The following is a 24989-nucleotide window of genomic DNA, read 5'->3' on the forward strand; positions in this document are numbered from 1 at the left end:
GGGCATATTCAATTCATTGTTTTTAAAAAGAAAACCGCTTTTTCCAATACCCCGATGACCCCTTCACCCGGCCTCAGGAGCCTTTCTGGCCGGCCTTCCAGCCTGTGACTTCTGCAATCTGCGTCCGGTCAGCTGTTGCAGCTGCAGCACGAAATCGGGCGATCCATGCGCCCAGCCCCCCAGCGCCGCCTCCTGAAACTGCGCGCAACCATGCCCCGACTCGTGCTCGTGCAGCAGCGCTCGGTAGGCATCCTCGCGTGCAAACGGCGTGTTGCCGAGCTGCCAGATCTGCGTGGGCGGCGTCACCATGCGTTCGCTGCGTTCGCCGGTGTAATGGGCGCTGCTGCTCCAGGCGTAGCCTTGCGGCGAGCGGGCCAGTTGCTCACGCACCGGCAGGCTGTCGAGGCAGGCCATGGCGTGCAGCAGCAGGTCGGGGTCCACCACCGTGTTGCGATAGCGCCCTTCCCACAAGGTGCCGCTGCGCAAGTGGCGGTTGTTGAAGGTGCGCACATAGGCGCGGCCCACGTCCTGCATCATGCGCGGCAGGCCGTCGGCGTCCTGCGGGGTGGCGAGCAACTGCATCTGGCCGGGCAGCAGCACCCAGGCATGCAGTCCTACACGGTGTCGCGCACTCGCCTCGCGCAACAGCTGCAGCATGCGCTCATAATCAGTCTCATCCAGAAAGATGGCCTGGCGGTTGTTGCCCCGCTGGATGACGTGATGCGGATAGCCCGCCACACTCAGCCTTACCAATCGCGCCATGCCTGTCACTCCGTTTCTGGATGAATTGCCACAAGAACAAGATGCAGTGTATCGCCCGGGTCTGCCCATGACACCTGTCCCCGACGCTCCCTTGCTGGTTCTTTTCAACGCGGGCGCCGGGCGCCATGCGGAGGAAGATGCAGCCCAACCCATCCGCGCCGCGCTGGAGGCCTCCGGCCGCGCGTTCCGCCTGATTCCGCTGCAGCCCGGGCGCTCCCTGCCCCAGCAGATCCGCGCCGCCGTGCAGCAGGCCTGCGAGCAGGGCGCCATCGTGGTGGCGGCGGGTGGTGACGGCACCATCAGCACGGTGGCGCATGAGGTGGCCGGCAGCGGCTGCGTGCTGGGCGTGATTCCCCAGGGCACCTTCAATTATTTCTGCCGTGCCTACGGCATCTCCCCCGACCCGGCCGAAGCCGTGCAGCAGATGCTGGATGGCGTGGTGCGCCCGGTGCAGGCCGGGCGCGTGAATGGCCGCCTGTTCCTGGTCAACGCCAGCCTGGGGCTGTATCCGCAGGTGCTGGAAGACCGCGAGAGCTTCAAGGCCACGCTGGGCCGCAGCCGCTTCGTGGCCGGCCTGGCCGCCCTGTTCAGCCTGCTGCGCCGCCCGGTGCAACTGACGCTGCGCCTGAGCGGCGAAGGCCATGACGGCGTGCGCAAGACCCCCACCCTGTTCGTGGCCAACAATGCGCTGCAGCTGCAGCAGACCGGGCTGATGCCCGCACCCGAAGACGGGGAGCAGCCCTCCGAACTCGACGGCCGCCTGCATGCCGTGCTGCTGGCCCCCGTCAGCACGCCGCGCCTGATCGGCCTGGCACTGCGCGGCGCCTTCGGCACGCTGGGCGATGCGGAAGATGCCGTGCGGCATTTCCCGTTCCGCCAGCTGGACGTGCAGGCGCGCGGCTATCTGGGCGGACGCCGCATCAAGGTGGCAACCGACGGCGAGGTCCACTGGATGCGCGCGCCACTGCGCTTCGAGGTGGACAACGACGCCCTGCAGCTGATCGTGCCGACTCCGCTACGCGTGCCCGCCGAACCCGCAGCCGAAGAGCCTTCGCTGCTCGAATCCCTGCTCTCGCCACTGCCCCAGGGAGCTCCCGCATGAGCCGCCTGCTGCAGATCTCCGACACGCATTTCGGCACCGAGCAACCTGCCGTGGCCGATGCCCTGCGCGCACTGGTGCAGGCCGAGCAGGTGGAGCATGTGCTGCTGGCCGGCGACATCACCATGCGCGCCCGCCGCGGCCAGTTTGCCGCCGCACGCGCCTTCATGGACGGCCTGCCGGTGCAGACGCGCATGGCCCTGCCTGGCAACCACGACATTTCGCTCTGGTTGCCCTGGCGCCGCTTTCTGTGGCCGTACCGTCTGTACCAGCAATACTTCCCCACCGCCTTCGATGCCGATGGCGTGATCCACTGGGATCTGGGCCCCATCCAGCTGATCGGCGTTCGCACCACGCGGCGCTACCGGCATATCCAGGGCGAAGCCTCGCCCGCGCAGATTGCCAACGTCAGCCGGCGCCTGCAGGCCCTCCCCAGCGATGCGCTCAAGCTCGTCGCCGTGCATCAGCCCGCACTCGTGATCGAGGAGGAAGAGCGCAAGAACCTGCTCCGCGGCGCCGTGCAAGCCAACGCCAGCTGGCGCGCTGCCGGTGCCGCCGGGGTGCTGGGCGGCCACATCCATGAACCCTATGTGGAGCTGATTCCGCTGGGGCCGCAGGACGCCCCCACCCCGCTGTGGGCGCTGCAATCCGGCACCGCCCTTTCCGACCGCATCCGCGACAACTACCCGAACTCCGTGAACCTGATCCGACCCGCCACCGCCGCGCCCCAGGGGCATCTGCACAACCCGCTGCAACTGCGCAACCCGCAATGGCAGGTGGAGCGCTGGGATTTCGACGCCAGCCTGCAGGCCTTTGCCTGCGTCGCCACCACCTGGCTGCGATGAGCGGCGTTCCGATACCGGCCAGCCCCGACGCACTGGCCACGCACAGCGCTTTCTGGACTTCCGTGGCGCAGCATTGGGGACAGGCACCGGGCAATGTTTTCGTGCTGTGGCTGCTGACGGTGGTGACCATCGCCCTGCCCCTGGGCAGCTACATGCAGCGCGACAGTGCCATCCGTCGCCCCCTTTACGCGCCACTCGGCAACTCGGCTACTGCGTGGATGCTCCTCGCCGCGACGCTCTGGAGCGTGCTGGCCTGGCAGGTGGTGCACAACGGCCCGGTGACCCGACTCGACACCACTCTGGCGCATACGCTCAGCCTGCATGTGCATCCTACCCTGCTCCACCTGTTTGGCAGCGTGAGCCATCTGGCCGATACGCCCGTGCTGACAGCCGCCTGCATCGCGGGTGCCCTGTTCTGGATCTGGCGCGGAGAACGGCCCATGGCCATCGGCTGGGTCTGGGCCATTGCCGGCAACGCGCTGCTGAATACCGGCCTCAAGCAATGGGTGGGCCGCGTGCGGCCGGAGCATCTGGAGGGCTACACCATGGCCGGTGGCCTGAGCTTTCCCAGCGGCCACAGCTCGGGTTCGCTGGTGGCCTACGGCATGCTGGCGTGGATCCTGCTGCACCAGCATCCGCACTGGCCACGGGGCTTGCGTGCCGCACTGATCACCCTGGCCGCGCTCGCCGTCGCCGCCGTGGGCTATAGCCGCATCGGCCTGCAGGTGCACTATCTCACCGATGTGCTGGGCGGCTGGTTGTCGGGCAGCATCTGGCTGCTGGGGAGCATCGGGCTGGTGCGGGCGCTGGAACGGCGCACCTGACCTTCTAGGCCTGCTCAGGCGTCCGGCCGCTTGCGCATGATGCGACGGTAGAAGGTGTTGCGGCTAATACCGAGCCGGCGCGCCGCCAGGGAAAGATTGCCCTCCGCCTCGCGCAGGGCCTGCTCCATCACGTCGCGCGTGTATTGAGCCAGCGGCACGCAGCCCGAACGCAGGCGGGACAGCCCACCCTCCGCCTGGACTCCCGCTTGCGTTCCAGCATCCCCCTCAGCGACGCGTTGGCCTTGACTATAGGACACACCCGGTAAGCGATCTGCGCTTGAAGCTTGCCGTGCCTCCTGCAGTTCCTGCACCAGGTCATCCGGCAGGTGCTCCATGCCAATCACACAGGCATCGTCCAGCAGTGCCACGGTGGTGCGCAAGGTGTTGTCCAGCTGGCGCAAATTACCGGGCCAGGGATGCTGCCGCAGCACGCGCGCCAGCGCCGGATCCAGCTCGATGGCACGATGTGGCGCATGCCGCTGCAGCATGCGCTGCACCAGCGTGTCCCAGTCACTGCGCTCGCGCAGGGCTGGCAGTCGCAACGTCAGGCCATTCAGGCGCCAGTACAGGTCGGCACGGAAACGGCCAGCAGCCACCTCTTCCTTCAGGTCCCGGTGGGTGGCGCAGACCAGCGCAAAATCCACCGCCACGGGCTGCCCGCCGCCCAGCGGCACCACCTGGCGCTCCTGCAGCACACGCAGCAAGCGGGTCTGCATGGCCAGCGGCATGTCGCCGATCTCGTCCAGAAACAGGGTTCCGCCGTGCGCCTGGCGGATGCTACCGGGGGCCCCCTCGCGCCGTGCCCCGGTATAGGCACCGGGCGCGTATCCAAACAGTTCCGCCTCGATCAGGTTTTCCGGAAGGGCGGCGCAGTTCACCGCCACAAAGGCTTGCCCGCGACGCTGGCTGCTGGCATGGATGGCCTTGGCCAGCACCTCCTTGCCCGAGCCGGATTCCCCATGCAGCAGCACTGCAATCGGCTTGTCCAGCACCTTGCGTGCTTTCTCGAGCACGCAGTGCCAGGCAGCATCGCCGGTATCAAGCGCCTGCAGCGCATCGGGTTCGCGGATCGTGGCGCGTGCCGGCATGTCCAGCGTGCTGGCGCGCGACCAGCCCTGCTCCACCCGCACATGCAACTCCGGCACGGCTGGCGCACTCAGGCAGCGCACGCGCATGGGCGCAGGATTGCGGTAGCTGGCGCGCAGCAATTGTTCGCGGTCCACATCCACTACCTGGTCCAGTCGTACCCTTCCCAGCTGGCTGGCACGCAAGTTGAGCAAGGCCAGTGCTGCCTGGTTGGCTCCCACCAGCACGCCCGCTTCCGACAGGGCCAGCACCCCCTCGGCCAGCGTGCCGATTCCTTCCGCCAGCGGATGCACGTGCAGCCGCATATGCCGCCCGTGGCACGCCTCGAACAGCCGGTTCTCGATCATCTGCGTGGCTGCGCGCACCATGCTGAAGGTATGCGGATGCCGGCTGCTGCGCTCGCCGGACATGTTGAGCACGCCCAGCACGCTGCCATCGGGCGCCACCACCGGCGCCGCAGCGCAGGTGAGAAAGCTGTTGCACTCCAGAAAGTGTTCGCCTCCATGCACGACAACCGGCACGCCCTCGGCCAGCGCCGTGCCCACGGCATTGGTGCCGCGGTGCTGCTCATGCCAGGAAGCTCCCGGCATCAGTGCCACACGCTCGGCACGCGTCATGAAGCCCGGATCACCCAAGGCATGCAGCAGCAGACCATCGGCATCAGCCAGCAGCAGAACGCTGCCGCTGCCACGCGTCTGCCCGTGCAGGTATTCCATCACCGGGCGTGCATGGGCGAGCAGTTCGTGCTGGCGCTCGGTGGCGCGCTCCACCTCGAAACGCGAGAGGTGCGGCACATGCGGGCGGGCGGTGAAGGCATCCACACCAGCGTCCAGGCTGCGCCGCCACGAGCGCGTTACATGCGCCAGCGATGCGGGCAACAAATCCTCGGGCAATGCGTCCCGCTCGTAAAGCGCATGGCGGGCGCGGCGCAGCAGGGCCTCTGATTCGACAGTGCCAAGTGCGTTCATGGCTGTCTCCTTGTGCAGGACGGGGAAAGGGTTCCTGCCTCTTTGTCTGTCATCGATCGGACGATGCTAGCACGGCGGCTTCCGGTCCCGTCTTGGCGTTTGCACTGTGCCAAAACGGAACAACTGGTACAGATCCGGCACACCCGCGCTGGTACAGCTGGCACAGCCTGGCACAACAAATCCCGTTGCGTACAGGTCATGCAGCACTGTGCAGGCCACTTCATCTCCGGACAAACCCGCATTCCGGCCAACCTGGCACACCCCTTGCATCGGAAAGGGCGACGGCGTGCTTCAAGCCGTTGCAAACCACAACCGATATCCAAGGAGACACCCCATGATCTATCCCGCACCCGGCCAGGCTGGCGCCCCTCTTCAATTCAAGGCCAAGTACGACAACTTCATCAACGGCCAGTGGACACCGCCGGTGAAGGGCGCGTACTACGACAACATCACGCCGATCAACGGCCAGGCCTACTGCCAGGCAGCCCGCTCCACCGCCGAGGATATCGAACTCGCGCTGGACGCCGCCCACACCGCCGCCGACGCCTGGGGCAGGACCTCGGCTGGCGAGCGCAGCAACATCCTGCTGAAGATTGCCGACCGCATCGAAGCCAATCTGGAAAAGCTGGCCTATGCCGAAACCGTGGACAACGGCAAGCCGATACGCGAAACGCTGAATGCCGACATTCCGCTGGCCGCAGACCACTTCCGCTACTTCGCCGGCTGCCTGCGCGCGCAGGAAGGCCACATGTCGGAGATCGACGCCAACACGGTCGCCTACCACTTCCAGGAACCGCTGGGCGTGGTCGGCCAGATCATCCCCTGGAACTTCCCGATCCTGATGGCCGCCTGGAAACTGGCCCCTGCCCTGGGCGCCGGCAACTGCGTGGTGCTCAAGCCGGCCGAGTCGACCCCTACCAGCATTCTGGTGCTGACCGAGCTGATCGCCGACCTGCTGCCACCCGGCGTGCTCAACGTGGTGAACGGCTTCGGCCGCGAGGCCGGCATGCCGCTGGCCACCAGCCGCCGCATTGCCAAGATCGCCTTCACCGGCTCCACGGCCACCGGCCGGGTGATTGCCCAGGCCGCTGCCAACAACCTGATTCCCGCGACGCTGGAGCTGGGCGGCAAGTCCCCCAACATCTTCTTTGCCGACATCATGGACAAGGACGATGCCTTCCTCGACAAGGCGATCGAAGGCCTGGTGCTGTTCGCCTTCAACCAGGGCGAGGTCTGCACCTGTCCCTCGCGCGCCGTGATCCAGGAATCGATCTACGACCGCTTCATCGAGCGCTGCCTGCAGCGCGTGGCCGCCATCAAGCAGGGCAACCCGCTGGATACCGACACCATGCTGGGCGCACAGGCGAGCAAGGTCCAGCTGGAAAAAATCAGCAGCTATCTGGAGCTGGGCAAGCAGGAAGGCGCGCAGGTGCTGATCGGCGGCGCTCCGGCCCAACTGGAAGGCGACCTGGCTGGCGGCTACTACGTGCAGCCCACGCTGTTCAAGGGCCACAACAGGATGCGCATCTTCCAGGAGGAAATCTTCGGCCCGGTGCTGGCCGTGACCACCTTCAAGGACGAAGCCGAGGCGCTGGAAATCGCCAACGACACGCTGTACGGCCTGGGCGCCGGCGTGTGGAGCCGCAACGGCAACGTCGCCTACCGCATGGGCCGTGGCATCAAGGCCGGCCGCGTATGGACCAACTGTTACCACGCCTATCCGGCGCACGCTGCCTTCGGCGGCTACAAGGAATCCGGCATCGGCCGTGAAAACCACAAGATGATGCTCGACCACTACCAGCAGACCAAGAACCTGCTGGTCAGCTACAGCGAAAACAAGCTGGGCTTCTTCTGACCCCTGCAGTTCCCATCCTCTGGCTTTTTTCCATACCTACAAGGAGACTCCCATGTCCGTATCCCATTTCTTCATGCCCGTGCAGAACATCATCGGCCCCGGCGCACTCGACGAGGCGCTGCAGATCGTCGGCAAGATGGGCTTTCGCAAGGCCCTGATCGTGACCGACCCCGGCCTGAGCAAGATCGGTGTGGCCAACACCGTGTCCGACAAGCTGGCAGCCCAGGGCATTCCCGCCACCGTGTTTGACGGTGCCCAGCCCAACCCGACCGTGAGCAACGTCAATGCCGGCCTGGAAGCACTGAAGGCGGCGCAGGCCGATCTGGTGGTGTCGCTGGGCGGCGGCTCCTCGCATGACTGCGCCAAGGGCATTGCGCTGGTCGCGGCCAACGGCGGCAAGATCGAGGACTACGAGGGCGTGGACAAGTCCGCCAAGCCGCAGCTGCCACTGCTGGCGGTCAACACCACGGCCGGCACGGCATCCGAGATGACGCGCTTCACCATCATCACCGACGAGACGCGCCACGTGAAAATGGCCATTGTCGACAAGCACGTCACCCCCTTCCTGTCGGTAAACGACTCCAGCATGATGGAAGGCATGCCGGCCTCGCTGACCGCCGCCACCGGCATGGATGCGCTGACGCACGCGGTCGAATCCTATGTCTCCACCGCCGCCACGCCGCTGACCGATGCCTGCGCCGTCAAGGCCATCGAACTGATCGCACGCTACCTGCCCACCGCCGTGAGCGAGCCGAAGAACCAGGAAGCGCGCGAGAAGATGGCCTATGCGCAGTTCCTGGCCGGCATGGCCTTCAACAACGCCTCGCTTGGTTACGTGCATGCCATGGCGCACCAGCTCGGCGGCTTCTACGACCTGCCGCACGGCGTCTGCAACGCGCTGCTGCTGCCGCATGTCGAGGCCTTCAACATGAGCGCTGCTTCCGGCAAGCTCAACGAAGTCGGCGCCATTCTGCAGGCCAACAACCCGCAACTGGCGGGTCTGGATCCGGTGGCGGCCATCAAGAAGCTGGCCGATATCGTCGGCATTCCGAAATCGCTGGAAGAGCTGGGCGTGAAGCGCGAGGACTTCGACGTGCTGGCCGCAAACGCGCTCAAGGACGTGTGCGGATTCACCAACCCGGTGCAGGCCAGCCACGCCGAGATCGTCGGCATCTTTGCCGAGGCCTACGGTCCGCGCTGATCGTCCTGGCTCCTGTTGCGCTGGCCTGGATGCCAGCGTTTGCCCCCGCTGCCCTGCGTCCTGACGCAGCACGCGGGGGCGTTTTTTATAGCGGCAGAACTTGGGGCGCCCTTATCGCTCGCTCAGCGCCGCAATTCCGCCACCGTCCGCTGCAAATCCTGCGCCCACTGCTGCCGGCTGCGCCCCTGCGCCCGCTCCGGCTCGCCAAAGGTCACGCGTGCCACCACGCCCTCGGCGCGCACCGTGCGCCAGAGTGATTCCAGCAGCGTGTCGTCCCCGATGTAGCACGGCGCCTGGCTCAGCCTTCCCTGCGCATCCAGAAACTGCAGCGCCACCGGCTGCACCGGCGCATCCACGCTGATGGCGGCCTGCAGCAGGTTGGCGTGGAAGGGCAGCAGATCGACACCGTCGCTGGTCGTCCCTTCGGGGAAGAAGGCCAGCACATCGCCCTGCTGCAGCCGCTCCGCCATGGTGTGCAGCACGCGGTGTGCATCACGGCGCGAGGTGCGCTGCAGGTACAGCGTATCGGCCGAGTCCGCCAGACGACCGACCACCGGCCAGTGCTTCACTTCCGACTTGGAAATGAAACGGCAGAAGCGGATCGCATGGATGGTCGGGATGTCCACCCAGGAAATGTGATTGGCCACCAGCATCAGGCCATCCGGCCCGGCCTCGGCCGGAGTGCCACGCACCTGCAGCGTGATGCCGCAGCGGCGCACCGCCTCGGCCGCCCAGCGCTGCACGGTGGCCCGGCGCTCGGCCTCGCCCAGGCGCGGAAAGCGCGTATAGACGATCCAGAAGCCCGCAAGAATGTGGGCCAGCAGACGCCACAGGCGCCCCAGGCCACGCCAGGTGTTTGTCTCCATTTTTTTCTTCCCGGACTCTGGCTGCGGAAATCAGGCCGGCTGCGCCACCTTGCTGCGTTCTGCTTCGAAGGCGATCTGGCCATCCACCACGGTCGCACGCACGCGACCCTGCAGTTCGAAGCCCTGGAACGGCGTGAACTTGCCCTGGCTGCGCAGCGCCTGCGGCGTCACCTGCCAGAGCTGCTCCGGATCCCAGATGCAGATATCGGCCATGCCGCCCACCACCAGTTGGCCGGCACTGGCCGACAGCGTGCCGAGCGACTGGCCCAGCACCTGGGCAGAACGGTGGGTCACGGTAGCCAGCGTCTGCAACGGGCTCAGGCCGTCTTCTGCGGCCCACTTGAGCGCCAGTGCCAGCAGCAGTTCGACGCCGGTGGCACCGGGCGCGGCTTCGGCAAACGGCAGCACCTTGGCATCGGCCTCCATTGGCGTGTGGTCGCTGACCAGCGCATCGATCGTGCCATCGGCCAGACCGGCACGCAGCGCCGCACGGTCGGACGGCTGGCGCAGCGGCGGACACAGGCGCGCGCGGCTGTCGAAATAGCCGATATCGGCTTCGGCCAGATGCAGCGAGTTGATGCTGATGTCGCAGCTCAGCGGCAGGCCGGCCGCCTTGGCCTGACGCACCAGCTCCACGGCTGCCGCACTGGACAGGCGGCACAGGTGCACGCGCGCGCCGGTGACCTTCATCAGCTCGACGATGGTCATGATGGCAATGGTTTCGGCCAGCACCGGCACGCCGGACAGGCCCATGCGCGTGGCCAGCGCACCGGCCGCGGCCACGCCGCCGCCAAGCCAGGCATCTTCGGGACGCAGCCAGACGGTATAGCCAAAGGTGGCGGCGTACTGGAAGGCACGCTGCAGCACCTGGGTGTTGCGCACCACCACATCGGCCTGCGAGAAGCCGACACAGCCGGACTCGGTCAGCGAAGCCATCTCGGTCAGCACCTCGCCCTGCAGGTTGCGCGTCAGCGCCCCCAGCGGAAAGACCCGGCTCTGGCGCAGGCGCGACGCGCGGAAGCGCAGCATCTCGACCAGGCCGGGCTCGTCCAGTACCGGATCGGTATCGGGCGGGCAGACCAGGCTGGTCACGCCGCCAGCCACGGCGGCAGCCAGTTCGCTTTCGAGCATGTGGGCATGCTCCTGGCCGGGCTCGCGCAGGCGCACGCCCAGATCGACCAGCCCCGGCAACACCCAGCAGCCGCTGGCATCCAGGGTGCGCTGCGGCGCAAAGTCCTGCGGCAGGCGCCCGATCCCGATGATGCGACCGGAGGCAATGGCGATATCGGCCAGCTGGTCGGTTCCGTCTGCCGGGTTGAGGACCCGGCCACCCTGAATGCGGATTTTCATGCGTTGTCTCTCTCAGGCGTCATGGCTGGCGACGATGCTCATCACGGCCATGCGCACGGCAATACCGAAAGTCACCTGCGGCAGGATCACGCTTTGCGCGCCATCGACCACGGCAGAATCGATTTCCACGCCGCGGTTGATCGGGCCCGGGTGCATCACGATGGCATCGGGCTTGGCGCGCAGCAGTTTCTCGTGCGTCAGGCCGAAACTGTGGAAGTATTCCTGGCTGCTGGGCAGCAGCGCACCGCTCATGCGCTCGTTCTGCAGGCGCAGCATGATGACCACGTCACAGTCGCGGATACCCTCTTCCAGCTCATGGAAGACCTGCACGCCCAGCTGGGCAAAGCTGGCCGGCACCAGGGTCTTCGGGCCGACCACACGCACCTCGGGGCAACCGAGCGTGGTCAGCGCATGGATGTCGCTGCGCGCCACGCGCGAGTGCAGCACGTCGCCGACGATGGCCACGCGCAGGTTGGTGAAATCGCCCTTGTAGTGGCGGATCGTGTACATGTCGAGCAGGCCCTGCGTCGGGTGCGCGTGGCGGCCGTCACCGGCGTTGACCACGTGCACGTGCGGTGCCACATTCTGCGCGATCAGATAAGGCGCGCCGCTTTCGCTGTGGCGCACCACGAAGATGTCGGCCGCCATCGCGCTCAGGTTGGCGATGGTGTCGAGCAGCGACTCGCCCTTGCTGGCCGACGAACGCGCGATATCGAGGTTGAACACGTCGGCACTCAGGCGCTTGGCCGCGATCTCGAAAGTGGTGCGGGTACGCGTGCTGTTCTCGAAGAACAGGTTGAACACGCTCTTGCCACGCAGCAGCGGCACCTTCTTGACCTCGCGGTCGTTGATGCTGACGAACTGCGCTGCCGTATCGAGAATGTGTGTGAGGTGCTCGCGCGACAACCCTTCGGTGGACAGCAGGTGGATCAGTTCACCGTGGCTGTTGAGCTGGGGATTCTTGGAGAGGAACATGGAGGCTTTCCCGGAACAAGAAAGGAAAATCAGGACTTGCTGGGCTTGAGACGGAAGCTGAAGCTGCCGTCGCTGGCACGCAGCAGCGCCAGCGACTGGGTCGGCGGCAGCAGCAGGCGCGCGGCCGCGATATCGGCATCGACCGGCAGCTGGCGGCCACCGCGATCCACCAGCACCGCCAGGCGCACGCTGGCCGGACGGCCGTAATCGAAAATTTCGTTGAGCGCCGCGCGGATGGTACGGCCGGTGTAGAGCACGTCGTCCAGCAGCAGGATGTGCGCGCCTTCCACCTCGAACGGCAGCTGGGTCTGCGCCGTCACGGCCAGGCCACGCTTGGCAAAGTCGTCGCGGTGCATGGCGGTGGAAATGGTGCCCACGGCATCCAGCCCCCACTGCTGCTGCAGGCGCTCCACCATCCAGGCACCGCCGGAGGTAATGCCGGCGAGCTTCAGCTCGGGGGTACGGATGCGTTCGATTTGCTGGCTCAGGGTCTGGAACAGGGCTTCGGCGTCCAGCATCAGGGCGCCACTGGCGGGTGTGGTGTCGGTCATGGGATCGGGTTCAGGAATTGTTCAAGAATGATACAGGCTGCGGCGGCATCGGCATCGGCGGCCCCGCGGGAAAGCGCCTCCGTGGTGGTGTAACGCTCGTCCACGGTAAACACCGGCAGCTTGAAACGCGTGGCCAGCTGCTTGCCGAAGGCGATCGCCTTTTTCGTGTTCTGGTGCGCGGCGCCATCCGGATGCCAGGGAATGCCCAGCACCAGCGCCTCGGGCTGCCACTCCTGCAACACCGCGGCAACCGCGGCAAAGCGCTCATCGCCCTGTGCCGTGATGCTTTTGCACGGACTGGCCGTGCCCAGGATGCGGTTGCCCACGGCAATACCGGTACGCTTCTTGCCATAATCCAGCGCCAGAAAGCTCTGGTAGCGCTCGGGTGGCACCGCCGGCGGCTGGCCGGGCTGCTGGAACAGGTCTTCGGGCTGCATCAGGCGCTCCCGGCAGCGCTGGACAGCATCCAGGACTGGATGCCGAGCAGGGCCAACGCGCGGTCGTAGCGCTGTTCCAGCGGCGTATCGAACAGCACGTCGGCGCTGGCCGCCACGGTCAGCCAGCTGTTGCGCAGCAGTTCGTCCTCCAGCTGGCCGCCATCCCAGGCGGCATAGCCGAGCGTGAACAGCAGTTGCGGCGGACCGCCGCCTTCGGCCATGTCCTGCAGGATGTCACGCGAGGTGGTGACCTGCAGGCCGTCTGGCAGGCTCAGGCTGGAGGTGTAGCGCGAGAGTGTACTGTCGGGATCCTCGAGCCGGTGGTGCAGCACGAAGCCGCGCTCGGGTTGTACCGGACCGCCCCACAGCACGGCAGAGCCGGCCAGATCAGGGCGATGCAGCGGCAGGCCCATGGTGTCGAACAGATCGTCCAGCAGCACCCCGTCGGCCGTCTTGTTGATGCACAGGCCGAGGCTGCCCTCGGGTCCGTGTTCGCAGATATAGACCACGCTGCCAGCGAAGGCATCATCCTCCATGCCCGGCATCGCGATCAGGAAATGCTGTGCCAATTGCAGAGCTGGTGCAGAATCTGTAGCCATGTCCCGATTCTAGAGGTTTCACGCTCCGGCGACACCCTTTTGCAGCGCATGACCCCGATCCCCGCCCAACCCGAATTCGACTCCGGCCTGATGTGGTTCCGCCGCGATCTGCGCTGCCACGACAACCCTGCGCTGTGGCTGGCGCTGCGCAGCTGCCGCAAGGTCTATTGCGTCTTCACCTGGGACAGCGACATGCTGGATCCGCTGCCGCGCTCCGACCGGCGCGTCGAGTTCATCCACCACAGCCTGGACGAGCTGGACAGTCAGCTGCGCCGGCTGGCACAGATCCACCATGTGCCCGATGCCGAACACGCCGGCCTGATCTTCCTGCGGGGCCGCGCCCAGGTGCTGCTGCCCGAACTGGCCTACAGCCTGGGCGTACAAGCCGTGTTTGCCAACCACGACGAGGAGCCGGCCACCATGGCACGCGACAACCAGGTGCGCGGCGGCCTGTCGGATCGCGGCATCTCGCTGCGCACCTGCAAGGACCACGTGATCTTTGGCCGCGACGAGCTGCTCACGGCCAACCAGACGCCTTTCACCAGCTTTGCGCCTTACCTGGAACACTGGCTGGCCCGGCTCACGCCCTGGTATCTGTCCAGCTACCCGAGTTCGCAATACAGCCAGCGGCTGACGGCACGACCACCGGCCTGGCGGCAAGCGCCGCCGACACTGGAAGCGCTGGGTTTTCATGCCACCAACCTGGATGACCTGGCCATCCATCCCGGCACCAGCGGCGCCCATCGCCAATGGGAGGAGTTCATGCACCGCATGCAGGACTTTCCGCTGCGACGCCAGTTTCCGGCCGTGCGCGGCCCGAGCTACCTGGGCGTACACCTGCGCTTTGGCACGCTCAGCATCCGCGAAGCCGCACGCAGTGCCCGCGAACGCCAGCTGCAGGGCGATACCGGTGCCGGCGCCTGGCTGGCCCAGTTGGCGCAGCGCGACTACTGTCTCCAGCTGCTCTACCACCTGCCGCAGCTGACCGACAAGGCCTTCCACCCCGAGCTTGACCGCCTGCCCTGGGACCATGGTCCGCACGGCAAGAAGCTGTTCCAGGCCTGGTGCGAAGGCCGGACCGGCTACCCGCTGGTCGATGCCGCCATGCGCCAGCTGCAGCAAAGCGGCTATATGCACCACCAGCTGCGCGTGCTGACGGCCAACTTCCTGACGCGCCACCTGAACGTGGACTGGCGCTGGGGGCTGCGCCATTTCGATACCTATCTCAACGATGCCGAACTGGCCAGCAACCTGCTGGGCTGGCAGTGGGCCGCCGGTGTCGGGCCGGACGCCCTGCCCTGGTTCCGCATTCTCGATCCGGTACGACAGAGCCAGCAGCTGGATCCGCAGGGCAAATTCATCCGGCGCTACCTGCCGGAACTGGCTGCGCTGTCTGATGAAGACCTGCATGCTCCCTGGGAAACCGGGCCGCTGGAACTGGAAGCCGCCGGCGTGATTCTGGGCAACAGCTACCCGAAGCCGATCGTCGAGCTGAAGGCCTCGCGCCGTGCCGCGCTGGAGCGGCGTGCCAGCCTGCGTGGCTCGCGCGCACCCAGGCGCTGACGTTCAGGCCGCCGACGCCAGCGGCTGCAAGGCGGTATCGATGGCCGCGACGGCCAGTTGCAGCTCCGCCAGCCATCCGGCCTGTCCCTGCCCGGTGGCACGCACCAGGCTGCAGGCGCCCATGGCCTGCCGGATCGCGGCCTGCAGCGCGCCGTCCTCCAGCTGCTGGGCAACATCAAGCTGGGACTGCAGCAGGCGCAGGCATTCGGCGCCGGCCCCTTCGTTGTCCGGACGCGCCTGCCAGTGGCGCAGTACCGCCTGCAGCTGGATCTGGCGATCGCGCACCTCGTCCAGCAACACCTGACGCAGCACGGTGGCCCGGGCCTGCCGACGCTGTTCCGGTACGGCGGGCGCATGCACGGTCAGCGTGGGCGCAGCCGCGGCTTCCGGCGCCGACAGTTGCACCAGGCTGGGCCATTCCACCAGCGGCAGCACGGTGCGCGCATGGCGGCTCGGCACCGCCAGCGCGGCCAGTTCGCGCAGCAACGCCGGCGGCAAGGGGCGTGACAGACCGGCAGCAAACTGATGCAGCCCGAGGCGCAGCACCTCGACACCGCTGCGCAAGGTGTGCAAGCCCTGGCCGCTGACCGAGCGGCGGCAGCGCACGCCATGCAACGCCCGCTCCATGCCATGCGCCAGCGTGGCCAGCTCCTGCAGCCCGACGGCCGCCGCGCCCGAAGCCAGCTGTTCGGCCAGGCCAATCGCCGCCTCGGGGAAGGCACTGCCAGGCTCGAGTGCCCATTCCTGCAGCGTCACCAGCAGCTGGCGCGACCAGTCATCGGCATCCTGCAGAAAACAGTTGTACAGATGAATCGGCAGGCGCTGTTCGCCACTGCCGCGCAGCTCGTCGGCTGGCAGGCAGGCCGCCAGCTTCTGCAGCCAGGCACGCTGCGGCGTGATGTCCACCTGCACCACCACCGGCTCCTGCTGCAGCGGCAGCACGCCATAGTGCGATGCCAGCGCACGCGCCAGCGTGGCACTGCTGCCGGGTGGCAGGCGCGCCATGCCATCGTGCAGCAGGTACAGCATCATGCCGGCCAGCCGGTGCCGTACCGCCTCGTCATCGGGCTGACCCTGCTCCAGCCGCGTCTGGCGCGTGACCACGCCGGCCAGCAGGCGGCGCGCAAACAGGTCCCAGGGCAGCACGGCCAGCGCCAGCAGCTGCGTCACGCCGGCCAGCAGCTGCCAGAAGGCGCGTGCGGACTCGGGCTGATCGCCCTGCTGCATGCGCGCGCCGGCCAGCGCGAACAGTTCGCGCGTGCCACTGCCGCCATGGCTGCGGAACAGGCGCAGCACGGTCTCGTACAAATCGGGTTCGAGGCGGTCGTTGTCCTGCCCGACCGGAGCCAGATCCAGCCACTGCCAATCGGTACGGCTCATGGCCCAGAGGTCGGACGCCTCGATGCGGCGCAGACCGGCCAGATCAGCCAGCAGCCGGTAGCTGGACAGCAGCTCGCGCGCGTCCTCGTAGGCAGCCGGAGCATCGGCAGCATGCCATTCCAGATAACCGCGCAGCGCATCGGTCGCCACCTGCAGCAGGCCGACTGCCTGCGCACCGCCATCGGGCTGGCGCGGCGCGCCAACCGCGGCCAGTGCCAGCGTCAGCGCATACCAGGAAGACGCCGGGCGCTGCTGCTGTGCCAGGCTGACCGCCAGCTGGCGGAACTGCTGTGTCAGCTGCTCCCAGTGCACTTCCGCCGGTGACGCCTGCAACAGCGCCAGCGCGGCATCCAGCGCCGGCAGGCTGGGCGGTTCGGGCCAGGCAGCCAGGGCGGGCAGCCGTTCAGGCTGGGCAGACAAGGGGCCGGCACTCATGTCAGGGTCGCGACCGGATCAGAAGACGGCCATCTGGAAATCGGCCTTGCCACCATCGCACTCGGGGCATTTCCAGTCATCCGGCACATCTTCCCAGCGCGTGCCGGCGGGGATGCCGTGTTCGGGATCGCCCACGGCTTCATCGTAAATCCAGCCACAGATCAGACACATCCAGGTCTTGGGTTCGGCCACACCATTCTCCAGTTCGTTTGTTCTTGCAATGGAATCGATTCTATCCAGTCTGACAAGTTACATGGGCTATCTGTTGCATGTACGGTCATGCACTGACTTTTTTACAGGGGCGCGGTAAACTTGCGGATTGGGCCGGAGATTGTCCTGGCAGCACAACAGGTGCTGCCGGCCGCGCCCTGTCAGCCGAGTCAAACGCATGTCCTCCTCCACTTCCGACCGCAACCAGCAACTGTTCGAGCGCGCCCAGCGCGTGATTCCGGGTGGCGTCAACTCGCCGGTACGCGCCTTTCGCGCTGTCGGCGGCACGCCGCGCTTCATCGAGCGCGCCCAGGGAGCCTATCTGTGGGACGCCGAAGGCCGCCGCCTGATCGACTATCTGGGCTCCTGGGGTCCGATGATCCTCGGCCACGGCCACCCCGCCGTGCTGGAGGCCGTGCAAAAGGCCGCCCTCGAAGGGTTCTCCTTCGGTGCCCCGACCGAACGCGAGATCGAGCTGGCCGAGGAAATCCTGGCCATCATGCCCGGTCTGGAAATGGTGCGCCTGGTGTCTTCCGGCACCGAGGCCGGCATGAGCGCCATCCGTCTGGCGCGCGGTGCCACCGGCCGCAACCGCATCGTTAAGTTCGAGGGCTGCTACCACGGCCATGCCGATGCCCTGCTGGTCAAGGCCGGCTCCGGCCTGGCGACCTTTGGCGCGGCCACCAGTGCCGGCGTGCCGCAGGCGGTGGTACAGGATACGCTGGTGCTCGAATACAACAACGTGCCGCAGCTTGAAGAGGCCTTTGCGCTGCACGGCAAGGAGCTGGCCTGCATCATCATGGAGCCGATTGCCGGCAACATGAACTTCGTGCGCCCGACGCCCGAGTTTGCCCGCCGCTGCCGCGAACTGTGCACCGAATACGGCACGCTGCTGATCATCGACGAAGTCATGACCGGCTTTCGCGTGGCGCTGCGCGGTGCGCAATCGGTGCTCGGCATCGAGGCCGACATCACGGTGATGGGCAAGGTCATCGGCGGCGGCATGCCGCTGGCAGCCTTTGGTGGCAAGCGCGCCATCATGGAACACATCTCGCCGCTGGGCGCCGTCTACCAGGCCGGCACCCTGTCCGGCAACCCGGTGGCCACTGCCTGCGGTCTGGCCACGCTGCGCGAAATCCGCAAGCCCGGCTTCTACGAGGCCCTGGGTGCCAGAACCAAGCGCTTCATGGACGGCCTGCAACAGGCTGCCGATACCGCTGGCGTGCCCTTCCGCACCGACTGCGAAGGCGGCATGTTCGGCTTCTTCCTGCTGCCCGAGCTGCCGCAGAACTACAGCCAGGTGATGCGCAGCGATGGCGCCCGCTTCAACCGCTTTTTCCACGGCATGCTCGATGCCGGCGCGCACTTTGCCCCGGCGCTGTACGAGGCCGGCTTTGTCAGCGCTGCCCATACCGATGCCGATATCGACGAGACCGTGGCCATGGCCGCCGGGGTATTCAAAACCCTGGCCTGAACGGCAAACCCATCATGTCCTTCCTGAAAATCCTGTTTTCCGGCAGCGTGCTGGCCCTCAACACGCTGCTGGTGAGCCTGCTGATGCTGCCCTGGGCCTTGCTCAAGCTGCTGCTGCCCTTCACCGGCGTGCGCAAGCTCTGCGACCGCATGCTGGCGGCCACCGCCGCGCTCTGGATCAGCGTCAATGACTGGTGGGTGCGCGTGGTCAACGGCGGCCGCATCGAGGTCAGCGGCATCGAATCGCTGGACCCGCGCGGCTGGTACCTGGTGCTGTGCAACCACCAGAGCTGGGTCGACATCATCGCCATGCAGCAGGTGTTCAATGGCCGCATTCCCTTCCTCAAGTTCTTCATCAAGCACGAGCTGATCTACGTGCCGGTGATCGGCCTGTCCTGGTGGGCACTCGACTTTCCCTTCATGCGCCGCCGTGCCGACACGGTGGAGCAGGATCTGGAAGCCGCCCGCAAGGCCTGCGAAAAATTCCGCCAGACACCCACCTCGGTGATGAACTTCCTGGAAGGCACGCGCTTTTCGCCGGAAACGCATGCCGAACAGAAATCGCCCTACCGCCACCTGCTCAAGCCCAAGGGCGCCGGCATTGGCGTGGTGCTGGAGCATCTGGCCGACAAGTTCACCCAGGTGCTGGACGTGACGATCGCCTATCCCGATGGCGTACCCAGCTTTATCGACGTGATGGCCGGCCGCATGGGCCGTGTGCAGTTGCATGTGCGCGCCCTGCCGGTACCCGACACGCTGCAGCCACCAGCAGGCCAGTCGCTGTCGCCCATGGCGGTGCAGCGCTGGGTGATGCAGCTGTGGAAGCAGAAGGATGCCCAGCTGGAGCGCATGCTGCATCCCGGTGCCGACCAGCCTGTGGCCTGAATGTCTGACACCGCAACCGGCACGCCCGGACATCCGTTCTCCCGTCTGCTGCTGCTCTGCTTCGGCCTGATCGGCGTGTTCGCCTTCCTGCAGGTCTATTCGGTGCAGGCGATCCTGCCGCTGCTGCTGCAGGACTTCCAGGCCAGCGTGGTCCAGGTGGGCAACACCGTCGGGGCTACGGTGCTGGCGGTGGCGCTGACTTCCCCGTTCGTCGGCATGCTGTCCGATGCCATCGGGCGCAAGAAGATCATCGTCGGTTCGCTGCTGTTCCTGGCCATCCCTACCGGCCTGATCGCGGCCACTGACAGCATCCAGCTGCTGACGCTGCTGCGCTTCCTGCAAGGCCTGGCCGTCCCCGGCATCACGGTGGTGACGATTGCCTATATCGGCGAGGAATTCCGCGGCAAGGACATGACACGCATGATGTCGGCCTATGTCGCCGGCACCGTACTGGGCGGCTTTCTGGGCCGTTTCCTGCTCGGCCACCTGGTGGAATGGATGGACTGGCGCAGCGCCTTTCTGGTGATGTCCGCGCTGACCGTCTGTGGCGCACTGCTGGTCTGGCGCATCCTGCCGCGTTCGCGCCGCTTTGTCGCCAACCGGCATCTGCACAGCAGCCTGCAGACGCTGGGCAGCCACCTGCGCAACCCGGCCGTGCTCACCGCCTGCGCGGTCGGCTTCTGCATCCTGTTCTCGCTGGTCGGCGGCTTTACCTACATCAACCTGCACCTGTCGGCCACGCCCTACCATTTCAGCACCGCCGATCTGGCCAACGTGTTTGCGGTCTACCTGCTGGGCGTGGTGATCACGCCGATCTCGGGCAAGATCCTGCCGCTGCTGGGCGCGCGCAAGACGATCCTGATCGCCATGAGCATCTCGGTGCTCGGCCTGCTGCTGACGCTGCTGCCGGCTGCCTGGATGATCATTGTGGCGCTGGCCATCATGTCCTGCGGCATCTTCATCACGCAGTCCTCCACCATCAGCTTCATCGCACACCGGGTGCCGACCGGGCGCTCGCTGGCCTCCGGCCTGTACTACATGGGCTATTACGCCGGCGGCTCGGTCGGGGCCTGGGTCTGCGGCCTGGCCTATACCGCCGGGGCCTGGCCGCTGACCGTCGCCGTGATTCTGGTGGCGCAGCTGCTGTCGCTAGTGCTGGTGTTCTGGCTGATGCCGCCGCCGGCCCAGGCGGCCACCCTCCGCCAGCACTGACGCCGGCCGGCGGCTATCCGCGCCAAACCGCTTCAGTCCAGCGCCACCGTGGTCTTCAGCCACCAGGTGCGGCCAGGCTCATGGACACGGCTGGTCTGCACATAACCGGGAATACCGGCTCCGGCGCGCGACAGGTGCTCGGCATAGGTCTTGTCGAACACATTGTCGACCCCGGCAATCACGCGCACGCGCTTGTGAAGGCGATAGCTGCCGTTGAGCGACAGGGTGGCGAAGCCCGGAGTCGGGCCGATATCCTGGCCGGCGATATTGCCCTTGCCGATATCGACACGATCCTGCCTGGCGGCCAGGCGCCACAGCGCACCGGCACTCCAGGTGCCGTTGTTCCAGTTCAGGCCCAGCTTGCCCTCCAGCGGCGGCTGCTGTGCCAGCGCCGTGCCATCGGTACGGTTCTTGCCGCGCACATGGGCCAGACTGGCGTCCAGCGTCCACTGTGGGGCCAGGGCGTAGCTCAACGCAGCTTCCAGGCCATGACTGCTGGCATCGATGTTGCGCACCTGGGCTGGCGCGGGCGTACTCCGGATCAGGATGTAGTCGTTGATGCGGTTGTAGAAGGCCGACACGCTGGCCGACAGGCGCTCCCCCTTCCAGCTGGCACCAACATCGAGCTGGGTGGTCTTTTCCGGCCTGGTGTGGAACGCGCTGTTGCCGGTTTCGCTGAAGCGGTTGCCGCCCACGGTTTCCCAGAAGTCCGGAAAACGCTGCACATGCCCCAGGCCGGCATACACCGTGCCTTGGCCCTGGTCGATATCGCGTTCCCAGCGCACAAAACCGCTCGGCAGGGTCTCGCTGCGCGACGCGCCGGCGGTCGCCAGTCCGGGCGTGCTGCGCTCATCATCCGCCTTCCAGTGATCAACGCGCAGGCCGCCGATCAGGCGCTGCGTGTCATCCCACTCATGACGCACTTCACCAAAGACACCCAGCTGGCGATATTCGGCATTGTCGATACGCGGCCTGGACTGATAGTCGGTGCCGGTACGCAGCGTATGCTGGTTGGATTGCGCATCCAGGCCGGTCACCAGCCGGGTTGCCGGCGTCAGCTGCAGGGTGGCGGCCACACGGCCACCCACCGTGTCCCGGTCCGGGTTGCTGAGCGCAGGTTTGGCGCCCGGTTTCAAGGCACGCATGCTGTAGTTGTCCATCACATGATCGATGTAATTGCGATAGACATTCGCCTCCAGCTTGCGCAGCCGCGGCGAGATATTCCGTTTCTCAAATCGCAGGCCGATGCTCTCGCGGTCGAATCGGCTGCCGTCCATCATGCGATCGGCATAGGCGGCTTCGCCATCGCTACGCGCATAGTGCAGTTCGTACAGGGTGTTGTCATCAGGCGTCAGGCCCAGTGCCATGCGGCCGCTCCAGCGCTCGTAGGCCGAATGCACCGTGTTGCCATCGCCATTCTTGTAGTTGCCCGACGTGGTGTAGTTGCCGGTACCGCGCAGATAAAAGTCCGGCGTGGCGTACTGCAGGTCGCCCAGGATGTCACGGCGGCCAAAGGCACCCACGGTGGCGCTCGCATTGCCGGTCAACTCGGGCCGGGTCGGGCGATCCCCCCGGTCGCGCTCGAACAACACGGTGCCGGCCACGTTGCCGGGGCCATGGATCACGGTTTGCGGACCCTTGAGCACGGTCAGGCGGTCATAGGCATCGGGAAACACATAGGCGGTGGGAGGGTCCATGCGGCCACCGCAGCCACCCAGAATCTGCTCGCCATCGAGCAACACGTTCAGCCGCGATCCGGCCATGCCGCGCAGCACCGGGTCGCCATCGGTACCGCCCTTGCGGATCACCGAGAAGCCGGGAATGGTCTTGAGGATGTCGGCACCGTCCTGGGCCGGAATCGGCTGGCGCGCCTGGCGCGGATCGGTGACGACCGTCAGCGGCTGGCCGGAGCCGGTACCGGCACCGGTCACGACAACGCGATAAGTGGCATCGTCGCTGGCAGGGGCGGCAGCAGCTTCGGGCGTCTGCGCCAGCAGGGCAACAGGCCAGGCCAGAACGGCCAGGGCAACAGGGGTCAGGACAGGCACCGGGAGGTGCGAAAAACGGGTACGCATGATAGAACTTTCCAGAAACGCGCGCCGCCCCGGAGGGGAAAATGGCACGCAACAGCCAGGCAAGCCACGCTGGCGGCAGTCGCCGTCAGGCAGACGCGGGCAGCATTCGCCACGCGTCACGCGGATTGCAGATCAGGGAGCAGGTTTCAGGAAAGCGCGGGAGGCGCGCGCGCCAGCGGCAGCGCCCAGGGCTGGTGACCGGCCAGCCGGTCCGGTGCCACGGCTTGCAGCTGGCGTACCAGCCACAGCACCGGGACCGGCAGTACGCTATCGACCTCCGGCAGCGCCACCATGGCGGCAGCGGCGCACAAGGCACAGTAGGGCGGTACCACGCCGGGGTCTGGCGTATCGCCATCGTCCGGCGCATTGCCGCCTCAGTCGGGCATCGGCAGATAGACCATGCCATCGGCCGTACACACCTCCAGCATCGCCTCGGGCGTGGGGGCCAGCGCCATGCGGGTCTGGTGGCCGGCGCTTTGCACGCCCATGCCGACATGCCACAGCAGCGCCAGCATGGCCAGCAGCCATGCCAGACGGGATCGGACCGGGAAGGGGCGATTCTGCTGTCGCATGGCGCGCATCATACGCAAGACACATGCTGTTGCAAGCTCTGCAGCGTCTCAATTGCAAAAAACATGATATGAATCAAGGTTTGCTGCGCTTGCCGCGTCACAGCGCCGGTCCGGACAAAAAAAGGGAGGCCTCAGGCCTCCCCTCTCCTTGCTGCTGCCCTGGGCAGCAGTCAGGCCATCACATCAGTGACGGAAATGGCGCACGCCACTGAACACCATGGCCACGCCACGCTCGTTGGCAGCGTCGATCACCTCCTGGTCACGCATCGAGCCGCCCGGCTGGATCACGCAGGTGGCACCGTGGTCAATCACCACGTCCAGACCGTCGCGGAACGGGAAGAAGGCATCGCTGGCCACCACCGTGCCTTCCAGGCTCAGGCCGGCCGCTTCGGCCTTGATGGAGGCGATGCGGGCAGAATCCAGGCGGCTCATCTGGCCGGCACCCACGCCCATGGTCATGCCGTCCTTGCAGAACACGATGGCATTGCTCTTGACGAACTGCGCCACCTTCCAGGCAAACAGCAGGTCCTGTACCTGCTGCTCGGTCGGCTGCAGCGTGGTCACCATCTTGATATCTTCGCGCTGCAGCTCATGGTTATCAGCGGTCTGCAGCAGCATGCCGCCACCCACGCGCTTGGCCTCGATCGAGTTGGCCACGCGGCGCGCGCCTTGCGGCAGCGCAATCTTCATCAGGCGCACATTGGTCTTGGGCTTGAACACCTCCAGCGCTTCCTCGGTGAAATCGGGCGCCATCAGCACTTCCACGAACTGCTTGACGATCAGCTCGGCAGCGGCCTTGTCCAACGTGCGGTTGAGCGCGATGATGCCGCCAAAGGCGCTGGTCGGGTCGGTCTTGAAGGCCTTGCCGTAGGCTTCGGCGGCATCGGCACCAATCGCCACGCCGCAGGGGTTGGCGTGCTTGACGATGACGCAGGCCGGCTCGTCGAACTGCTTGACGCATTCCCACGCTGCATCGGCATCGGCAATGTTGTTGTAGCTCAGTTCCTTGCCCTGCAGCTGCTCGCCAGTCACGATGCAGCCGGCTGTCGGGTACAGGTCACGGTACCAGGCCGCCTGCTGGTGGCTGTTCTCGCCATAGCGCAGGTCCTGCAGCTTGACGAACATGCCGTTGCTCTGGCCCGGGAACAGGCTGCGCTCTGGCGTGGCATCCACGGCTGCTTCGTCAAAGGTGATGGAAGACAGGTAGTCGCTGATGGCACCGTCGTACTGGGCAATGCGGTTGAATGCCGCCACCGACAGCGCAAAACGGGTCGCCAGGCTGACCTTGCCGGTCGCCTTCAGGTCCTGCACCACCTGTGCGTACTGGCTGGCGTCGGTCAGCACCGCCACGTCCTTCCAGTTCTTGGCAGCCGAGCGCACCATGGCCGGGCCACCGATATCGATGTTCTCGATCGCATCGGCCAGCGTACAGCCCGGCTTGGCCACGGTGGCCTCGAACGGATACAGGTTCACGCACAGGATGTCGATGGTCGGAATGTCGTGCTGCTGCAGGGCCGCCATGTGCTCCGGCAGGTCACGGCGCGCCAGCAGGCCGCCATGCACCTTGGGATGCAGCGTCTTGACGCGGCCATCCAGCATTTCCGGGAAGCCGGTGTGGTCGGCCACCTCGGTCACGGGCAGGCCGTTATCGGCCAGCAGCTTGGCCGTCCCGCCGGTGGACAGCAGCTTCACGCCCAGCGCGTTCAGCTCCTTGGCCAGTTCAACAATGCCGGTCTTGTCCGATACGGACAGCAGTGCGGTCAGGG

23 protein-coding genes are annotated in these 24989 nt (G+C 66.4%); 9 read left to right on the plus strand and 14 right to left on the minus strand.

Annotated features, from left to right (window positions below):
- Positions 1-63 precede the first annotated feature (63 nt).
- Positions 64-762: a transposase gene (locus C513_RS0103035; RefSeq protein WP_026320490.1), complete on the minus strand. Its 699-nt coding sequence runs from the start codon at positions 760-762 to the stop codon at positions 64-66.
- 67 nt (positions 763-829) lie between these two features.
- Here C513_RS0103035 and C513_RS12580 point away from each other — a divergent pair, with 67 nt between their 5' ends.
- The 3 genes from C513_RS12580 to C513_RS12585 are packed head-to-tail and all read left to right on the plus strand — an operon-like array spanning position 830 to position 3530.
- Entirely contained in the window at positions 830-1864 is a 1035-nt protein-coding gene (locus tag C513_RS12580; protein WP_211215716.1) for a diacylglycerol/lipid kinase family protein, read from the plus strand.
- Positions 1861-2706 (plus strand): metallophosphoesterase family protein, encoded by an 846-nt coding sequence (locus C513_RS0103045; RefSeq protein WP_018714558.1) that lies wholly within the window; start codon positions 1861-1863, stop codon positions 2704-2706. The genes C513_RS12580 and C513_RS0103045 overlap by 4 nt, the downstream gene beginning before the upstream one ends.
- Positions 2703-3530 (plus strand): phosphatase PAP2 family protein, encoded by an 828-nt coding sequence (locus C513_RS12585; RefSeq protein ID WP_018714559.1) that lies wholly within the window; start codon positions 2703-2705, stop codon positions 3528-3530. The genes C513_RS0103045 and C513_RS12585 overlap by 4 nt, the downstream gene beginning before the upstream one ends.
- A 14-nt stretch (positions 3531-3544) precedes the next feature.
- Here the strand turns inward: C513_RS12585 and C513_RS0103055 are convergent, their stop codons facing one another.
- Positions 3545-5584 carry a sigma-54-dependent Fis family transcriptional regulator gene (locus C513_RS0103055; protein WP_018714560.1) on the minus strand — a complete coding sequence of 680 codons (2040 nt, stop codon included), beginning with the start codon at positions 5582-5584 and terminating at the stop codon, positions 3545-3547.
- Between the two features lie 334 nt (positions 5585-5918).
- Here C513_RS0103055 and exaC point away from each other — a divergent pair, with 334 nt between their 5' ends.
- Complete coding sequence (gene exaC / locus C513_RS0103060; RefSeq protein ID WP_018714561.1) at positions 5919-7439, plus strand: acetaldehyde dehydrogenase ExaC; 1521 nt, start codon at positions 5919-5921, stop codon at positions 7437-7439.
- A 52-nt stretch (positions 7440-7491) separates the two neighbouring features.
- On the plus strand, positions 7492-8640 hold the full coding sequence (locus C513_RS0103065; protein WP_018714562.1) for an iron-containing alcohol dehydrogenase: 1149 nt from the start codon (positions 7492-7494) through the stop codon (positions 8638-8640).
- A 122-nt stretch (positions 8641-8762) separates the two neighbouring features.
- On the opposite strand, the gene C513_RS0103070 is transcribed toward C513_RS0103065, so the two are convergent.
- From C513_RS0103070 to C513_RS0103100, 6 genes are read right to left on the minus strand one after another with little or no spacing between them, the layout of a single operon-like run.
- Positions 8763-9506, minus strand: coding sequence for a lysophospholipid acyltransferase family protein (locus tag C513_RS0103070; protein WP_018714563.1), 744 nt, complete (start codon positions 9504-9506; stop codon positions 8763-8765).
- Positions 9507-9536: 30 nt separating this feature from the next.
- Positions 9537-10856, minus strand: a complete 1320-nt coding sequence (locus C513_RS0103075; RefSeq protein WP_018714564.1) for a dihydroorotase — start codon at positions 10854-10856, stop codon at positions 9537-9539.
- A gap of 12 nt (positions 10857-10868) precedes the next feature.
- Positions 10869-11831: an aspartate carbamoyltransferase catalytic subunit gene (locus C513_RS0103080; protein ID WP_018714565.1), complete on the minus strand. Its 963-nt coding sequence runs from the start codon at positions 11829-11831 to the stop codon at positions 10869-10871.
- Positions 11832-11860: 29 nt separating this feature from the next.
- Complete coding sequence (gene pyrR, locus C513_RS0103085) at positions 11861-12382, minus strand: bifunctional pyr operon transcriptional regulator/uracil phosphoribosyltransferase PyrR (protein ID WP_018714566.1); 522 nt, start codon at positions 12380-12382, stop codon at positions 11861-11863.
- On the minus strand, positions 12379-12819 hold the full coding sequence (gene ruvX, locus C513_RS0103095; protein WP_018714567.1) for a Holliday junction resolvase RuvX: 441 nt from the start codon (positions 12817-12819) through the stop codon (positions 12379-12381). Before ruvX ends, pyrR begins: the two co-directional genes overlap by 4 nt.
- On the minus strand, positions 12819-13418 hold the full coding sequence (locus tag C513_RS0103100) for a YqgE/AlgH family protein (RefSeq protein WP_026320491.1): 600 nt from the start codon (positions 13416-13418) through the stop codon (positions 12819-12821). Before C513_RS0103100 ends, ruvX begins: the two co-directional genes overlap by 1 nt.
- Before the next feature lie 48 nt (positions 13419-13466).
- On the opposite strand from C513_RS0103100, the gene C513_RS0103105 reads away from it, so the two are divergent.
- On the plus strand, positions 13467-14981 hold the full coding sequence (locus C513_RS0103105) for a cryptochrome/photolyase family protein (protein ID WP_018714569.1): 1515 nt from the start codon (positions 13467-13469) through the stop codon (positions 14979-14981).
- 3 nt (positions 14982-14984) lie between these two features.
- Here the strand turns inward: C513_RS0103105 and C513_RS0103110 are convergent, their stop codons facing one another.
- Together C513_RS0103110 and C513_RS0103115 are read right to left on the minus strand one after the other, a co-directional pair.
- The gene (locus C513_RS0103110) at positions 14985-16796 is read right to left on the minus strand and encodes a FimL-related protein (RefSeq protein WP_020608221.1); all 1812 of its coding nucleotides are present in this window, start codon (positions 16794-16796) and stop codon (positions 14985-14987) included.
- Positions 16797-16814: 18 nt separating this feature from the next.
- Positions 16815-16988 carry a rubredoxin gene (locus C513_RS0103115; RefSeq protein ID WP_018714570.1) on the minus strand — a complete coding sequence of 58 codons (174 nt, stop codon included), beginning with the start codon at positions 16986-16988 and terminating at the stop codon, positions 16815-16817.
- Positions 16989-17184: 196 nt separating this feature from the next.
- Between C513_RS0103115 and hemL the strand changes: the two genes are divergently transcribed.
- From hemL to C513_RS0103130, 3 genes are read left to right on the plus strand one after another with little or no spacing between them, the layout of a single operon-like run.
- Positions 17185-18480 (plus strand): glutamate-1-semialdehyde 2,1-aminomutase, encoded by a 1296-nt coding sequence (gene hemL, locus C513_RS0103120; RefSeq protein WP_018714571.1) that lies wholly within the window; start codon positions 17185-17187, stop codon positions 18478-18480.
- A gap of 14 nt (positions 18481-18494) precedes the next feature.
- Positions 18495-19364 (plus strand): acyltransferase, encoded by an 870-nt coding sequence (locus tag C513_RS0103125; RefSeq protein WP_018714572.1) that lies wholly within the window; start codon positions 18495-18497, stop codon positions 19362-19364.
- Positions 19365-20576: an MFS transporter gene (locus tag C513_RS0103130; RefSeq protein ID WP_018714573.1), complete on the plus strand. Its 1212-nt coding sequence runs from the start codon at positions 19365-19367 to the stop codon at positions 20574-20576. It begins immediately after the preceding gene.
- Between the two features lie 32 nt (positions 20577-20608).
- On the opposite strand, the gene C513_RS0103135 is transcribed toward C513_RS0103130, so the two are convergent.
- From C513_RS0103135 to purH, 4 genes are all read right to left on the minus strand, one after another.
- Positions 20609-22651, minus strand: coding sequence for a TonB-dependent copper receptor (locus C513_RS0103135; RefSeq protein ID WP_018714574.1), 2043 nt, complete (start codon positions 22649-22651; stop codon positions 20609-20611).
- 146 nt (positions 22652-22797) lie between these two features.
- On the minus strand, positions 22798-22983 hold the full coding sequence (locus C513_RS14235) for a hypothetical protein (protein ID WP_033394806.1): 186 nt from the start codon (positions 22981-22983) through the stop codon (positions 22798-22800).
- Between the two features lie 42 nt (positions 22984-23025).
- Entirely contained in the window at positions 23026-23223 is a 198-nt protein-coding gene (locus tag C513_RS14240; protein WP_156816024.1) for a hypothetical protein, read from the minus strand.
- Positions 23224-23406: 183 nt separating this feature from the next.
- Positions 23407-24987, minus strand: coding sequence for a bifunctional phosphoribosylaminoimidazolecarboxamide formyltransferase/IMP cyclohydrolase (purH, locus tag C513_RS0103150; RefSeq protein ID WP_026320492.1), 1581 nt, complete (start codon positions 24985-24987; stop codon positions 23407-23409).
- Between the last annotated feature and the right edge of the window lie 2 nt (positions 24988-24989).

Source organism: Allobrachymonas chironomi DSM 19884, assembly GCF_000374625.1.
In the GTDB taxonomy this organism is placed as follows: Bacteria; Pseudomonadota; Gammaproteobacteria; order Burkholderiales; family Burkholderiaceae_C; genus Brachymonas; species Brachymonas chironomi.